The sequence below is a fragment of the Dysgonomonas sp. GY617 genome (genome assembly GCF_015233815.1).
In the GTDB taxonomy this organism is placed as follows: Bacteria; Bacteroidota; Bacteroidia; order Bacteroidales; family Dysgonomonadaceae; genus Dysgonomonas_A.
Map to the genome: position 1 here is coordinate 192,593 of NZ_JADCLR010000001.1, position 15,335 is coordinate 207,927.

A 15,335-nucleotide genomic window follows, 5' to 3' on the forward strand; every position below is an offset into this window, starting at 1 on the left:
ATGTTTATAGTATGTAGTTTGATATTAACAGCAACGAAGAGGTCTTTTTCTTAATTTTATCTAGAGTTGAAGCCAGATAGAGCGTCATTAATTTGAATTTTTATGTTTTTCTGTTAAAAAAAGCAAAACGTGATATTTTTGACAATCCTTTTCATAACTTTGTTGTTATATAAGTGTAGACTTATAGCCGTGTAGCGCTGTGAATATCTACTAAATAATAAGAAAGAGTTCTTTTACAACTTTAATTATATCCATAAAAACAATCTATTCATCGATTAGATATTGGTTTTTGTAGAAAAATTTATTCTGAGGAAATAATTTGTTGTAACTTTATGCTTAATGAATCAAATTTTATATAACTTTGTGCCACAAATCAGAATTATATAAAAGAAAAAATATTTTCAACTAAGAAGTGATATAAATCCTTTTTAGGTTAGTGTTAGTTAGTGTGTTTGTAGGAAGCCCGTGTCGCGAGACAAGGGCTTTTTCGTTTTCAGATCTTTCTGTTCATAATTTTATTATATAATTGGTTGTTATTTGGTAAATTACAAAATATTCATTACTTTGTAATTAAATATTCTAAGCTAACCATATCATATAAATAATGACTACCAAATTAAATGTACAGTGGAGTACATACGTAAAATGTATAACTTTTTTAGTTGCTATTATCATAGTAGCCGTAGAAGCAGGTATAGTTTACAAACTATTACATTCTTTTGATTGGCTTCTTTTGATGGTGGGAATCTTTTTTCTGTTGATTTTTATCTATAATGTATTTGAATCTCCTCTTTCGATAGAAGTGACCGATTCTCAAATTGTATTGAATAAAATAACCACTCAGATAAAGATTGATTTTGATGAAATTGAGACCATAAGAATATACAAGCGTGGCACTTTTGATATAAGGTTGTTTGGAAGTGGTGGCTTTTGTGGATTTATTGGTCATTTCTCGAGTAAAGAAATAGGGAAATACAGAGCCTATGTAGGTAACTATGATCAGGCTTTTTTGATAAAAACAAAGAATAAGAAGAATTATGTCTTGAGCTGCGAAGACCGAGACACTATTATATCGCGAGTGAAAGCCAAAATCGGCTAATATACTTGCCCCTTTACATCTACATTAATTATTTTATATGAATCACACTGTAAATCTTCCGATTTTCAGTGTGATTTTCTTTTTGTCGATAGAATTATCCTCTTTGTCGATTATGATTGGCATACTTTAGCACTACCTATATATTTGGATCAGTAATTTATTAAAAATACTGATTATGAAAAAAATACTCTTAGTTATAGCAACCGTTACCATTTGTTTTAATTTATCTGCACAACCACCTATGGGAGGGGGCAGACCGGGTGGCGGAGGACGTCCTCCAAGAGGAGAATTTTCGCAGCGTGGCGAAAGTAGCAGTCAGGTGATAGGGATAACCAAACTTCCCGAGATTGAGGGTTTGACCGATCAGCAACGAGAAAAACTGGTAAAGGCTTTGACGGACGAGAGAAAGAGCGTAATGAAACTAACACGTGAGAAACATCAACTTCAGATGGTTATAGACAGTATTCCCAACTCTAAGGATACAGAAAAGAATATCAAAAACATTAATAAAATAGACATCAAGATTCAGGAAGAACAAGCCAAGTATAATAAAAAAATCCGTTCGATACTTTCAGTTGAACAATATGCAATATTCAACGAAAAGCGCGATCAGATTGAATTTAGCAGACCCGAAAGACGAAGCAGACCCGATGGTGAGCGTCGTGGCGGTCGTGGCAATCGTCCTGACAGAGAGGGAACACCTCCTGAAATGCCTATGAATAGTGATTTTGAAATTGAATAAGAAATAATCGATGAAAAGATATTATACAATAACTATTCTGATTGTAATCTTCGGCTTGTTTATCGTTGATACTCTTTCGGCTCAAAGTAACTGGACATTGAGATCGTGTATAGATTATGCTCGTGAAAATAATATTCAGGTACAAAAGTCGCAGATAACAGAGGATAGCTATGCCGTAGACGAATTACAATCGAAAGCGGCACTTTTTCCAAGTCTTTCGGGTAATGTTTCACATGGTTTCTCTAATACTCAGGTTATCAATACCGATGGTCAATATAAATTCCAAGGATCTCTAATTGGTCAATACTCATTGAATACGAGTCTGACCATTTATGATGGCAAACGTAATCTGAATAACATAAAAGAAGCTCGATTAAAGAAACAAGCACAAGAGTATAATACGCTCGAAACACAGAATAATATTGAGATTTCTATTACTCAGGCTTATTTGCAGATGCTATATGCACGTGAGGCTATAAAGAATAGCGAAAACATACTCGAATCGACAGCCGCACAGCTAAAGCAAACCAAAGATTTTCTGGATGCAGGAAGTATTACACGCAGCGAGTATGCGCAAATTGAAGCCCAGTACAGTGCAAATAAATACGATGTAGTATTGGCTCAAAATTCGTTTGATGATTATAAACTTCAATTAAAACAGTTGTTGGAGTTAGATATCGATGTAGATTTTCAAGTAGAATTTCCCGAATTGAAAGATGACAATGTGATGCGCATGGTTCCTCAAAAGGAAGATATTTATCGTATTGCTTTGAATATTATGCCCGAAATAGAGAACAGTAAACTGGGTGTGAAGATAGCCAACCTGAACAGGGCATCTGCTAAGGCTGGATATTTGCCTACACTATCGCTTTCGGGAAGTATCGGTACGGGTGATACATATACTCAGCCGTCGTCATTCTTTACTCAGATCGGACGAAATTTCAATCAGAATATAGGTCTTACATTGAGCATTCCGATATTTGATAACAGACAAAACAAATCGAATGTCGAAAAAGCAAGTCTGGATATAAAAACTGCCGAATTGGCTTTACTAGATGAGCAGAAAGCACTGTTCCGTACCATTGAAACTTTGTATCAGGATGTAGTCTCGGCACAAAGTAAATATATAGCTGCTAAAGATAAACTGGGATCATCAGAACTAAGCTACCATCTTGTAGCAGAACAGTATAATCTGGGAGTGCGTAATATAGTGGAGCTTACTACCGAAAAAAATAATTATGCAAATGCTTTACAAGAATTTATACAAGCAAAATATTCAGCCTTGCTAAGCTTGAAATTACTGAATTTTTATCAGGGAGAAGAAATCAGTCTTTAAGGTATCAGGTCTGATTTTATTTGACAGGCAGATCTATAAGGCTATTTTTTTGAGTGAATACATTGATTCAGCCCTACATCAAAGTAATAAAAAGGTCTGAGACCTTATAACGAAATAAACAATGAACAAAAAAATAAAGAAATATCTAATTATTGCAGCTGTGATTGTTATTGCCTGTGGTCTTTATTTCTTCTTACCCGGAAGTAAAAAGTCTGTAACGGTTTTAGATACGGCTAAAGTAGAGAAAGGAGACGTATCTACATCAGTAACAGCTACGGGAACTATCGAACCGATTAAACTCGTAGAAGTGGGTACGCAGGTATCGGGGGTAATATCGAAAATCTATGTAGACTTTAATTCGGTAGTAAAGAAAGGCGATATATTAGCCGAACTGGATAAAAATCTGCTTAACTCAGAATTGGAAAATGCTCAGGCTAATTTGATGACAAATAAAATCGAATTGGAGCATGAGCAACGTAACTACGATCGTCAGAAAGGTCTTTGGGAAAAGCAGGCAATAAGCAAAGTAGATTGGGAGAATGCTCAAACAAGCTACGAGACTGCAAAATATGCCGTAACCTCGTCTAAAGCGGCGGTCTTCAAAGCTCAAACTAATCTGGGATACGCAACCATATCTTCAACTATAGATGGAGTTGTAATATCGAGGGCAGTAGAAGAAGGTCAAACAGTTGCAGCATCTTTTAGTACACCAACCCTGTTTACGATTGCGAATGACCTGACCAAGATGCGTGTGATTGCCAATGTTGACGAAGCTGATATAGGTGGCGTAGTTGAAGGACAACGCGTATCGTTTACAGTAGATGCTTATCCAAACGATGAGTTTGATGGTAAGGTAGTGCAAGTACGTCTCGAAGCTACAACAACATCTAATGTAGTAACTTACGAAGTGGTGATAGATGCACCTAATCCCGATTTGAAATTGAAACCGGGCTTAACTGCCAGCGTGAATATCTATACTATGGAGGAAAAAGATGTTCTTAAAGTTCCCTCTAAAGCCTTGCGTTTTATGCCCAATCCCGATCTTTCGAAAGAGATAAAAGATTTGGTTGTGGAACATCCTATACAAACCGATCCAAAGAATAAAAATCAAAAGCTTGTTTGGGTTAAATCTGACAATAAATTATCGCCCCGATTGATTACTGTAGGAGTATCAGATGGTATTTCGGTGATGGTTAAAGAGGGATTGAACGAAGATGATGTGATTGTGACAGGTATCTCTCAAAAAGCCGCTAAAGGTGCAGAGCCTGAAGCCACGGCAGCTAATGGAGAATCGAGCCCTTTTATGCCGAAACGTCCCGGTGGAGGTGGCAGAAGGTAAATAAGATTTGATACTTACTATAACTCAAAATAATACAAACAACAAAAAACGATAATAAGAATGAAAACGAAGAATAGAATTACAATAGCATTGCTATTTATAAGCCTCATTATACCGATTGCGGGTTATGCACAATCTAAAACCGCTAATCGTGAGAACAAATCGAATAGAAAAGAGCAGGCTGAATATTTAACGGAAACGTATCGTTTTACGCGAAACAATTTCAAGGAATACGAATTGAGAAAACAGATAGAAGATTTACCCGGAGTTATAGCCGTTCAGGTGAATAATGGAAGCTCTACGGTGGTCGTTAAATTTGATAAAAGCCTCAACAGTAAAAAGAAACTGAAAAAGTCGTTCACGAAAATAGGTGTTCCTGGCGACTTTGAGGATAGCAGTAAAACAAAACGCAGAGAAAGTAGTACGAGAGAGACGAGCGGAAGAGATTCCAATGGACGCAGTGAGGCAAGTGAAAACAATACTAGACGATAAGTATCTGCTATAAAAAAGAAACAATGGCAAAAGAAATAATAAAAGTAGAGAATCTGAAACGCGACTTTGTGGTAGGCGACGAAACTGTACATGCCCTACGGGGAGTAAGTTTCTCGATCTACGAAGGTGAGTTTGTTACCATCATGGGAACAAGTGGTTCGGGTAAATCTACATTGTTGAATATTCTCGGTTGTTTAGATACCCCTTCGGTAGGCGAGTATTATTTGGATGGAGTATCGGTCAGAACAATGGACAAAAACAGCAGGGCTACACTTCGCAACCGAAAGATAGGTTTCATATTTCAGTCATACAATCTTTTGGCAAAAACAACGGCTGTCGAAAACGTAGAACTGCCCTTGATGTATAACCCCACAGTATCATCCAAAGAGAGACACGAACGTGCCATAAAAGCGTTGCAGGATGTAGGCTTAGGCGATAGGCTCAATCATAAGTCGAACCAAATGTCGGGAGGTCAGCAGCAGCGTGTGGCAATAGCGCGTGCTTTGGTAAACGAGCCTGTTATTATATTGGCAGATGAGGCAACGGGGAATTTGGATACACGTACTTCGTTCGAAATACTAACCCTTTTGCAACGAATGCACAAGGACGAAAACCGAACTATTATTTTTGTAACTCACAATCAGGAGATTGCCGATTTTAGCAGTCGTAATATTGTGATTCGCGATGGACGTATCAAAGAAGATACCTACAATACAAACATTAGGTCGGCAAAAGAAGTCTTACAGAGTTTACCTAAAGAAAACTAAGGTGTCAAACTTTTCTTGCATATTCGGCAAGAGCGAGAGTCTTAGTAGGTTATAGTATAGCATATAGAGTTAAGTAAGTAGTCTTACTTACAATAGGTTTCAGACCTTAATCAACGGAAAGAATGAATTTTATCAATCTATTTAAAATAGCACTTCGGGCACTGAGTGGCAATAAATTCAGAGGTTTTTTAACCATGCTGGGTATTATTATCGGTGTGGCGGCAGTAATTACCATGCTAGCCATAGGGCAGGGATCGAAGCGTAGCATACAAGATCAGATTTCGACTATGGGATCGAATATGATAAATATCCGACCCGGGACGGGTCAGTTTGGCGGAGTGCGTCAAAGTGCCTCGAGTATGCAAACTCTCAAGCTTGAGGATTACGAAGCCATTGCCGATCAGGCTCAATATATTTCGGCAGCTTCGCCCGAGGTATCCTCATCAGGTCAGGTTATTTATGGAGCAAACAACTCGCCCACATCTATATACGGAGTCAATCCCTCGTATCTTGAGATTCGTAAATATACAGTTGCTCAGGGAGAAATGTTTACCGAGGCAGATGTAAAAGCCTCAGCTAAAGTATGTCTTATAGGGCAGACGGTAGTAGATAACCTTTTTACCAATGGCGAAGATCCCGTAGGGCAAACTATCCGTTTCAATAAAATACCTTTCAAAGTGATTGGTGTATTGACTTCAAAAGGAGATAATACAATGGGTATGGATCAGGATGATCTTATTCTTGCTCCTTACACAACAGTTCAGAAACGTATCTTGGCAATTACGTATATACAGTCAATATCAGTTTCGGCAGAAAGCGAAGATGCAACCGAAAATGCTATTGCAAGCATAGAAGATATACTTCGTCAGCGTCACAAGATAGGAGCAAATGACGATGACGACTTTAATGTACGTTCACAAAAAGAGCTGATTACAATGATGAGTTCTACAACCGATATGATGACTATACTATTGGCTTGTATTGCAGGTATCTCGCTCTTAGTAGGTGGCATTGGTATTATGAATATTATGTATGTGTCTGTAACAGAGCGTACCCGCGAGATAGGTTTGCGTATGTCGATAGGTGCTAAGGGTATAGATATACTGATGCAATTTCTGATCGAGGCTATTCTATTGAGCGTTACGGGCGGTTTAATTGGTGTTGCAATAGGCATAGGGAGTTCGTATTTGGTGAAAAATATATTGTCGTGGCCAATCGATATTGAGGTTTATACCATAGCTTTGTCTTTTCTTGTATGTACAGCTACGGGTATATTCTTCGGATGGTATCCTGCAAAGAAAGCTTCGGATCTCGATCCGATAGAAGCCTTACGATACGAATAATTATTGTAATTAGAGTTTAATAACTATGAGCCTGAAATTCTTTATCAAAATATTTTCACATATACTCATCTGGTGTATTGTCTTACTCGTGCCGGTGTATATTATGTCGCGCGAGGGAACTTTCGACAGTAGACCGTATATGTCTTACCTAACACAGCTGAGTATATTTGCCTTGTTGTTTTATGTCAACTATTTATACCTGATAGATAAGCTGTTGTTTCATAAACAGTTTTTGACTTATATCTGTGTAAATATTGTACTTATAGCAATGCTCGTGGGTATTCAGGCAATGGTTATGGATGTTATTTTCACTTCGGCTTACGATGGCACTCCACCGCCTATGGAAGAGAGAGGTGGGAGAGGTGGAGGTCCACGCCGACACAAGCCACCTTTCGGGATGCGTATTTTTACCGATTATCTGCTAATAGTATTTGTCATCGGGTTGAGTGTTGCCATAAAAATGACAGCTCGCTGGTATCGCGATTCTATTAATTACGAGAAAGTAAAGAGTACTCAACTCGAAGCCGATCTGAGGAATTTAAGAAGTCAGCTTAATCCTCATTTTCTGTTCAATACGCTTAATAATATTTACTCGCTGATAATGATAGATCAGCCTAAAGCACAAGATTCAGTTCATCGGTTAAGCAATCTGTTGCGATACGTATTGTATGACAACGATCGAAAGTTTGTACCCATCGATAAGGAACTCGAGTTTACACGTAACTATATCGATTTGATGAAATTAAGAATCAGTTCTAATGTTCATCTCAATGTCGTGATCGAGAATAAAGGCAGTAAAGATATGGTGGCATCGCTGATGTTTATGACCCTTATCGAAAATGCCTTTAAGCATGGGTTGAGTACTCATAAAGACAGTTTTATTGATATAAAAATATTGGTAGAAAAAGAAAAAGGTGTACTTTGCACAGTCGAAAACAGCGTATCGATCTCAGAAGCAAATATAGAGGTACGCAATTCGGGTATAGGATTGGCTAATCTTACGAAAAGACTCGAATTGATTTATCCTCAAAATCACGAACTTATAGTCGAAAGACGAAGCGAAAGCTTCTTTGTATTGCTAAGGATTGATTTTCCTGTAAAATAAAAACAGTATGAAACTACGATGTGTAATAATAGACGATGAGCCTTTGGCAATAGATCTATTGAAATCTTATGCCAAACAAACTCCTTACCTCGAACTTGTGGCTACCTTCGAGAATCCATTGGATGCGATGGAAACTCTCGCTACGGGTAATATTCAGCTATTGTATCTGGATATTAATATGCCACAAATCAATGGAATGGAGTTTTCGAGAACATTGTCGGCCTCAACTCGAGTTATTTTTACAACCGCTTACGATCAGTATGCCATCGAAGGGTTTCGCCTCAATGCATTGGATTACTTACTGAAACCGATTAGTTATACCGAATTTTTGCAAGCATCGAATAAAGCTCTCGAATGGTTTAAGCTTGTGGATACAAACGAAGCATCAAGTATTTTCGTGAAATCGGGCTACCGAATGGAAAAAATAGAATTGGCAGATATTCTGTATATTGAGAATCAGAAAGATTATGTAAAGTTTCATGTTGAAGGAGTTCCCGAACCCATCAGCTCATTGATGAGTATGCAGTCGTTGGATGAAAAACTACCCTCGAAGCAATTTATGCGTGTGCATCGTTCATTTATTGTGAATCTCAACAAGATAAAAACTATCGAGCGTAACTGCATTGTTTTTGGCAAAGAATATATTCCCGTATCGGATTCGTATAAAGAGAAATTTATGGAGTTTCTGAATAAAAGTTTCTTCTAAAAAACACAATAAGCATTATCGTTTTATTGTGGCTGTTTATCTATCTACTTTCTTGATTCTATGGTATAGGAAGTAGATTTTTTTGTGCTGATTAATCAAATTGTTACTAAAAGATACTTCTTATCCTCGCTTAGAGCGTCTGTTGATTGTTAAATGTCAATCTTTTAGAGTTAAAGTTTAAACAAATATCATCTTGATCGTGTTAATCAAAAATACAATAAGTAATTGTTGTGTTTTTTTATTGAGTGCATACTCAAGTAACCTTAATGATCATTTGTACTATTTTATAATAAAACTTTATAAATCTAATTTCCAAGTGTATGAAAAAGCATTATTTTGGAGTTGCAATTTGCTCCCTTCTTTTCACATTATCATGTTCGAATGATTCCTTTGATGTTCCAGATTCATCAGATCAAACTGCATTGAGATCTGCAGCTAATCCGCAAGGCGTTACTCTTATGTGGAATAACGAAAAACAAGTAATCGATGGATTTGGTGTGGCTCAAGCCGGTTGGGCAGATCGGTTTTATGCACACAAAAAACGGTCGGAAGTAATGGGCTTGCTATTTGGAGCCGAAGGTCTTCATCTGAGTATTTTAAGAGGAGAGGTATTTCCTCACTATGCTAAAAGCGAGGCGGATATCAATTTTGATGTTCATGCTAATATTGATATGCCTTTGACCGATCCATTTTTTGATACCATGACCGAAGATCTATTGAGACGTGGACAATTGTGGATTACCCGCGAAGCAAAAAATACATACGGTGTTGATAAACTGGTGTTCTCTACATGGTCTCCTCCTGCTTATATGAAATCTAACGGACAAGTTTCTAAAGGTTCATTAAAAACCGCTTACTATCAAAAGTATGCCGATTATCTGGTAGATTTCTATAAAGCATATCAGTCTGTTGGATTGAAGCCTTATGCCATATCGCCGGCTAATGAACCCGAGTTTCCCGCAGAGTGGAACTCATGCGTTTGGTTTCCAGCATCTTCTACTTTAGGCAAATTTATAGCCAAGAATATGGGACCTGCGTTTCAAGGAAATAATGTGGATGCTAAAATTATCTTTGGCGAAAATGCTCAGTGGAGTACTTTTGCTTTGGTAATGGGTTCATTATTATATGTAAAGAATATCCTGAAAGGGTATCCTGAAATTGCAAACATGAATACAATAGCATCAGGGCATGGTTATCCTGATCCTATCACCAATAAAGATTTGGCAATAGTACCATATCCTGCAGCAGAAGACAAGGGTCTGAATGTTTGGTTGACTGAAGTGAGTACTGTTGATGATCTTGATCCCTCTTTTACTAATGGATTGAAATGGGCGGCAACCTTCCACCGATATCTAAACGATGCCAATGTAAGTGCTATTATATGGTGGGCAGGTGCAAGACCTACTTCTAACAATGAAAGCCTTATCGTTTTAGATCCTGATAGAGAAAACTATACAGTAACTAAACGTTATGATACATACGGAAACTTCACCCGATATATAAAACCGGGCAGTCATAGGATAGAAGTTGCCAGAGGTAGTCAATTGCCTACCGATTTTCATCTGACAGCGTATAAAGATGGTAGTGACTATGTTGTTGTTACCGTAAACCTTACTGATAAGGAAGTAGTTACCCCTGTAACCATCGATGGTGTAACTCAACTTAAAGGTATGAAGCGTATTCTAACTGATGCAAATAATAAGTGGGCTGAATCTGAAGTAGCTCCCGATTCTAATAATATTTATACAATGACTGTTCCACCTAAGAGTGTGGTTACTTTCGTAGGAACTGTTCAATAATTATCTACTTCTCATTTTGGTGTTATCTGCAAAGAGGCTGCCCGTTAGGGTAGCCTCTTGTTTTTGTAAAAGGAATTTATTCTCCTACATGCAGAATATTTAAAGAAAGAACCACCGAAGACAAAATGCTTCGGTGGTTTTCTGCTTGAAAATATGTATAAAAAGAAAAAAAAGGTTAGATTGATTTTTTCCAGATATAAGAAACTACCGATTTAGCAGGAACTTCGTGTGTAAACACATTAGTACCTTCTGCTACGCTTATTTTTTGAGCAGTGTCTTCCTCGTTCAGTAATACTACTGAAAACGATCCGTCTGGATTTTCGAATGCCGAATAATAAACTTTCGAAGAAGTGTTTCCGTCAGCTTTAATTCTTCTGGCACCCGGTTTAATCACTTTCGATAAGTGAGCCATTGTATAGTAGTGGCTGTTGAAAGTCATGGTAGCATAGTCCGAAGAATCGATGTCTATTGCACCTAAGCAAATATCGCATCCACCCGGACGGTATGGTGCATGTTTGTCATCCAACATAAAGTTCCACATGATAACTGCTTTGTTGAAATTGTTAATGGTTCCGATACAAACCTCTCTCATATTCCACATCAAGTCTTTCCCAAAATCATATCCGTCACCCCATAGTCCGATAGACATTTCGGTGAAGTATAGGTTTTTGTCAGGACGTGCTTCATGTATTTTCAATAGTTCCGATTTGTCACCGCCATAAGCGTGATAAGCAGCACCATCTATGTATTTAGCAGCTTCTGCATCTTCATAAATTCTCAAAGGATATTGACCTTGATCTGCATTCTCTGGTTTATTTACATCATAATCGTAGTTGTGATCGTAAACCAGAATTTTTGTTTTGATGCCATTCTTTTCGAAAGCAGGTCCTAGAGCTGTTTTGATAAAATCGCGTTGCTCTTGCCAAGTCATATACAATGATGCCGAGTTGCCTCTGTTAAGTGGCTCGTTTTGAATAGTAATAGATTCGATATTGAATCCTTCTTTTTGCATCTCTTGCAGATACTTCACAAAGTATGTTGCATAATCTTGATAGTAATCGGGGTTTAGCTGACCGCTAGTCCAAGAGTCGAAAGGCTTTCTGTCTTTCAAGTTATCCACTTTCATCCATTTTGGAGGAGTCCAAGGCGATGCCATGATTTTGATGTTCGGATTGATTGCCAATATTTCTTTCAGAATAGGAAACAAATCGCGTTTGTCTAATTCGTGCATCTCAAAATTCTCGATACCGGGCTTGTCGCAATAGGTATAATCTTCAAGAGAAAAGTCAGAACATGCAATCGAAATACGGATATAGCTATATCCTACACCATCAACAGGATCGAAAGTATCTTTCAATAACTTAGTTCTGTTTTCGGGAGTCATTTTTAGCAAGTTGTAACAGCTCGAACCGGTTATAGCTGCACCAAATCCATCCATTTCCTGATATTTCACACTAGCATCTAGTGTTATCAGATTGTGTTTGATAGTATCGTTATTGGTTTGCAACAAAATACTATCCTTTGCCATAGTCATTGTTTTGTCAGCCGTTGTAATATAAGCTTCTACAAAAGTAGGCTGTTTGCTACACGACATAAACGCCAAAGCAACTGACATTGCTAATAAGGTTTTCTTCATTTGTAAATATTTATATGATTATTAGTTATGAAATATATTCTTAGCTTAGCATAAGCTCCGAAATCTTACTTGTATATAAATGATGCAACCGATTGATCGAACAGGCTATATGTAAATCGTCTGTCGCCTGTGCGTACCGTAAATTGCTGATTGGCTCCCGTTTGATTGAGTACTACCACCACTTTAGAACCATCAGGGTTGAGGAACGAACATATTTGCATATTGCTCGGTTTTGTACCTACAACAGTATGATTGATTCTGCGTGCGCCTTCTTTAATAAATTTAGAGAAGTGTCCCAGCAAATAATACTCTTCGTTTACGCTATATGTGTTATTATCTTTGATGGTTACAACACCTCTACAATCTTGACATCCTCCGCCCGTAGTTGTTACAGGACCATTACCCGAATCGAGTGCTATATTCCACATCAAGAAGTTTCTCGATCCTTTATTGATGGTTGGCATCAGCATTTCTTTCATGTAATAAAGCATATTGCCGATAGCATCGTCGGTATTCCATCCGCCACCCGATTGCTCAGTAAAATATAACGGGACATCAGGATGCGTTCTCAATAAATTATCCAAATCATTAGGAGAACCGCCATATCCATGAAATGCAGCACCGCCAATATATTCTCTTGTTTTAGAATCGTTCAATATCTTAGTAGGGTAGTCGTATCCGTCGAAGTTATGATCCCAGATCAGAATTTTAGTAGCAATACCTGCTTGTTTCAATTTAGGACCTAAGTAATCGCGTATGATTTTGTTTTGTTCGTCCCATTCCATATACATGGTTGGGTAAGAACCTATTTCGTGTCGTGGTTCGTTTTGTAAGCTTATTGCGTCAATGTTTATACCCTCGTTTTTGTAGGCTTGGATATATTTTATAAAGTATTCCGAAAAGTCGTTGTATACAGATTCTCCGATTAAAGAACCTCCATACAGATTTTTATTTTTTTTCATCCAAGCCGGAGCAGTCCATGGAGTACTCATCAGTTTGATGTTTTTATTCAGAGCCAGAATTTCTTTTAGTACGGGAAGTAAATCGCGTTTGTCAACAGCGGGTATAGCAAAGTTGTTGATTCCGTTTTCGTCGCAATACGTATAATCGCCCATCGAAAAGTCGGACGATCCTATTGCCAAGCGTAAATATTTAAGGGCAATACCGCTTTCGGTAAATAGGTCGCTAAGAAGTTTAGCTCTTGCAGCTTCCGACATGTTCTTGATAAGATAAGCCGATGAGCCTGTAAGTGAACCTCCGAAGCCTTCTATTTCTTGTTTAAGGTCAGTACTATCCAGTCTGATTGTGAGATTCGCGATATCATTCGAAAAGTTGATATTTGTTTGCTTGGTTAATCGCTGTGTACCCGATCTTATAGTTAGGTAAAGTTCTACGCCTTTAGCCTCTACTTCAGGTTGAGGTTCGGTTGCTGGTTCATTCGAATCATCCGATGAACATGATGCCAAGCCTAGTAATAGTGATGTAAAAAGAATAAGGTATTTTTTCATATTATTCTATTCTTGAAAGTTATATATGCTCTGTCCTTTTTTTGAAGAAGAACAGAGCATAAATTTTAATGTCAATCAATAATCATTAAGGAAGAGTTACCGCTACTGCCGTTACTATCTTAGTTGCCAGATTTATTGTTATTGTATAGTTGCCCGATTTAGCTGTCGGAGCAGGATACCAGTTACCATCTTTTGCACCTTTCGTTGTACTGTTTATAAGAATTTCAGGAAGAACATAATCATCCGATTTTTTCTCATTACCCCAGCCCTTGTTTTCAAAGAACTTGAAGTTTGCTTTTGCAGCATCAAAATAAACAGTTGCCTGATAGGTATTGTCTGATACTTTGCGGAACAGGATAAATTGTTTGATCTGATCAAATCCCCATCCGGTAGTTGCTTCAATCTTAGTTTTAGATGGATAGCCTAAACCTTCGCCACATGCCAATAGTACGTTTGGATAATTAGAATCCAAATCTTGTACCAATACATATTTGCGTGCAGGGCTATAATCTAATACCCAAGGACCTGTTTCGCCAAGGAATTTTACTTTGTCAGCACCTACGCGCTCAAAATAATCAAGATTAAATACTGCATCTTTAAGGTCGCCTGTCAGTGTAATTTCTTTGTTTTTCTCGATATAGAAACTACCTTCTTTGAATGTTTCTCCACTTATCTCCGAATCCATAAATACATCAAGACTCAAGCTTGAAATGTTTACCAGATCTTCACCAAGAAGAGATGTTCCAAAGGTGTAAGTATTGAAGATGATACCTGTGGTCGATTTCTTCATAGGCTCAGCAGTTTTGATATAATCGCCACCTTCATCTACTATCTGAATAGTTCCATCTTTAAGACCCCATACATGACCCGAGAAATCGATTTGATCTTTGTCTGTAATTTTCTCTGCAATCTTATAACGGATGTTGTTTTTAAGATCTACTCCCGGAGATTCGTACTCATCCGATTTGTCACCTTTTGATGTAAGAGTAATTACTTTTCCGTTATCTAAAACCAAATACAGATTTTTGTAATATGTTCTGTATCCTTTGATTCCAGTAATAGAGGTTGTTGTAACATCGCCTTCTACATTTATCAGATTCAGAGTAACCTCAACGTCTGCATTGTTTGTCAATTCGCTGATATATGCTACCTGAAATTTAGCTGAAACTTCGGCATTATTACCCTTTGTTCTTAATTTTTGGGTTGCAATCACTTTGTCGTTTACTACCATTCTCATTTCTAATGTAGAAAGTGGTGTTATTGGATCCGAAACCTTTGCTGTAATGGTAACTGAGTCGCCATATACAAAACTGGTAGGATTGATAGTTGCCGATTCGATAACGGGTGTCGAGTGTGGATACACTACGCGTTCGTCTTTCTCTTCGCACGACACAAGCATAAATGTAGCAAGTAATCCTAGTAATATATTTATATTAATTCTTTTCATTGTAATACGTTTTACC

Annotated in this window: 13 protein-coding genes; 10 read left to right on the top strand and 3 right to left on the bottom strand. The window is 37.6% G+C overall.

The annotated features are described in order from the left end of the window. Positions 1–604: 604 nt before the first annotated feature. The 10 genes from IR022_RS00675 to IR022_RS00720 all read left to right on the top strand — a co-directional run bounded on the left by IR022_RS00675 (position 605) and on the right by IR022_RS00720 (position 10,728). Positions 605–1,099: a PH domain-containing protein gene (locus IR022_RS00675; protein ID WP_194202241.1), complete on the top strand. Its 495-nt coding sequence runs from the start codon at positions 605–607 to the stop codon at positions 1,097–1,099. A gap of 175 nt (positions 1,100–1,274) precedes the next feature. Beyond that, positions 1,275–1,841 carry a hypothetical protein gene (locus IR022_RS00680; RefSeq protein ID WP_194202242.1) on the top strand — a complete coding sequence of 189 codons (567 nt, stop codon included), beginning with the start codon at positions 1,275–1,277 and terminating at the stop codon, positions 1,839–1,841. 10 nt (positions 1,842–1,851) lie between these two features. Further along, entirely contained in the window at positions 1,852–3,177 is a 1,326-nt protein-coding gene (locus IR022_RS00685; protein ID WP_194202243.1) for a TolC family protein, read from the top strand. A 121-nt stretch (positions 3,178–3,298) separates the two neighbouring features. Continuing rightward, positions 3,299–4,516 (top strand): efflux RND transporter periplasmic adaptor subunit, encoded by a 1,218-nt coding sequence (locus IR022_RS00690; protein WP_194202244.1) that lies wholly within the window; start codon positions 3,299–3,301, stop codon positions 4,514–4,516. 60 nt (positions 4,517–4,576) lie between these two features. Further along, a complete protein-coding gene (locus tag IR022_RS00695) occupies positions 4,577–5,008 on the top strand; it encodes a hypothetical protein (RefSeq protein WP_194202245.1) in 432 nt (143 codons plus the stop codon). A 23-nt stretch (positions 5,009–5,031) separates the two neighbouring features. Continuing rightward, positions 5,032–5,775, top strand: a complete 744-nt coding sequence (locus IR022_RS00700; protein ID WP_050709341.1) for an ABC transporter ATP-binding protein — start codon at positions 5,032–5,034, stop codon at positions 5,773–5,775. A 122-nt stretch (positions 5,776–5,897) separates the two neighbouring features. Then, positions 5,898–7,118, top strand: a complete 1,221-nt coding sequence (locus IR022_RS00705; protein WP_194202246.1) for an ABC transporter permease — start codon at positions 5,898–5,900, stop codon at positions 7,116–7,118. Between the two features lie 139 nt (positions 7,119–7,257). Continuing rightward, a complete protein-coding gene (locus IR022_RS00710; protein WP_242052998.1) occupies positions 7,258–8,223 on the top strand; it encodes a sensor histidine kinase in 966 nt (321 codons plus the stop codon). Between the two features lie 7 nt (positions 8,224–8,230). Then, complete coding sequence (locus IR022_RS00715; protein WP_194202247.1) at positions 8,231–8,929, top strand: LytR/AlgR family response regulator transcription factor; 699 nt, start codon at positions 8,231–8,233, stop codon at positions 8,927–8,929. Positions 8,930–9,249: 320 nt separating this feature from the next. Then, complete coding sequence (locus IR022_RS00720; RefSeq protein WP_194202248.1) at positions 9,250–10,728, top strand: glycoside hydrolase family 30 protein; 1,479 nt, start codon at positions 9,250–9,252, stop codon at positions 10,726–10,728. A gap of 175 nt (positions 10,729–10,903) precedes the next feature. On the opposite strand, the gene IR022_RS00725 is transcribed toward IR022_RS00720, so the two are convergent. From IR022_RS00725 to IR022_RS00735, 3 genes are all read right to left on the bottom strand, one after another. Continuing rightward, on the bottom strand, positions 10,904–12,364 hold the full coding sequence (locus tag IR022_RS00725) for a glycoside hydrolase family 30 protein (RefSeq protein WP_194202249.1): 1,461 nt from the start codon (positions 12,362–12,364) through the stop codon (positions 10,904–10,906). A 65-nt stretch (positions 12,365–12,429) separates the two neighbouring features. Next, the gene (locus IR022_RS00730; protein ID WP_050709336.1) at positions 12,430–13,872 is read right to left on the bottom strand and encodes a glycoside hydrolase family 30 protein; all 1,443 of its coding nucleotides are present in this window, start codon (positions 13,870–13,872) and stop codon (positions 12,430–12,432) included. Positions 13,873–13,957: 85 nt separating this feature from the next. Then, a complete protein-coding gene (locus IR022_RS00735) occupies positions 13,958–15,319 on the bottom strand; it encodes a DUF5016 domain-containing protein (RefSeq protein WP_194202250.1) in 1,362 nt (453 codons plus the stop codon). Positions 15,320–15,335 lie beyond the last annotated feature (16 nt).

Excerpts from the sequence above, each read along its gene's own strand:
- IR022_RS00675 (WP_194202241.1), top strand. The coding sequence starts at position 605 with ATGACTACCAAATTAAATGTACAGTGGAGTACATACGTAAAATGTATA.
- IR022_RS00680 (WP_194202242.1), top strand. The coding sequence starts at position 1,275 with ATGAAAAAAATACTCTTAGTTATAGCAACCGTTACCATTTGTTTTAAT.
- IR022_RS00685 (WP_194202243.1), top strand. The coding sequence starts at position 1,852 with ATGAAAAGATATTATACAATAACTATTCTGATTGTAATCTTCGGCTTG.
- IR022_RS00690 (WP_194202244.1), top strand. The coding sequence starts at position 3,299 with ATGAACAAAAAAATAAAGAAATATCTAATTATTGCAGCTGTGATTGTT.
- IR022_RS00695 (WP_194202245.1), top strand. The coding sequence starts at position 4,577 with ATGAAAACGAAGAATAGAATTACAATAGCATTGCTATTTATAAGCCTC.
- IR022_RS00700 (WP_050709341.1), top strand. The coding sequence starts at position 5,032 with ATGGCAAAAGAAATAATAAAAGTAGAGAATCTGAAACGCGACTTTGTG.
- IR022_RS00705 (WP_194202246.1), top strand. The coding sequence starts at position 5,898 with ATGAATTTTATCAATCTATTTAAAATAGCACTTCGGGCACTGAGTGGC.
- IR022_RS00710 (WP_242052998.1), top strand. The coding sequence starts at position 7,258 with ATGTCTTACCTAACACAGCTGAGTATATTTGCCTTGTTGTTTTATGTC.
- IR022_RS00715 (WP_194202247.1), top strand. The coding sequence starts at position 8,231 with ATGAAACTACGATGTGTAATAATAGACGATGAGCCTTTGGCAATAGAT.
- IR022_RS00720 (WP_194202248.1), top strand. The coding sequence starts at position 9,250 with ATGAAAAAGCATTATTTTGGAGTTGCAATTTGCTCCCTTCTTTTCACA.
- IR022_RS00725 (WP_194202249.1), bottom strand. The coding sequence starts at position 12,364 with ATGAAGAAAACCTTATTAGCAATGTCAGTTGCTTTGGCGTTTATGTCG.
- IR022_RS00730 (WP_050709336.1), bottom strand. The coding sequence starts at position 13,872 with ATGAAAAAATACCTTATTCTTTTTACATCACTATTACTAGGCTTGGCA.
- IR022_RS00735 (WP_194202250.1), bottom strand. The coding sequence starts at position 15,319 with ATGAAAAGAATTAATATAAATATATTACTAGGATTACTTGCTACATTT.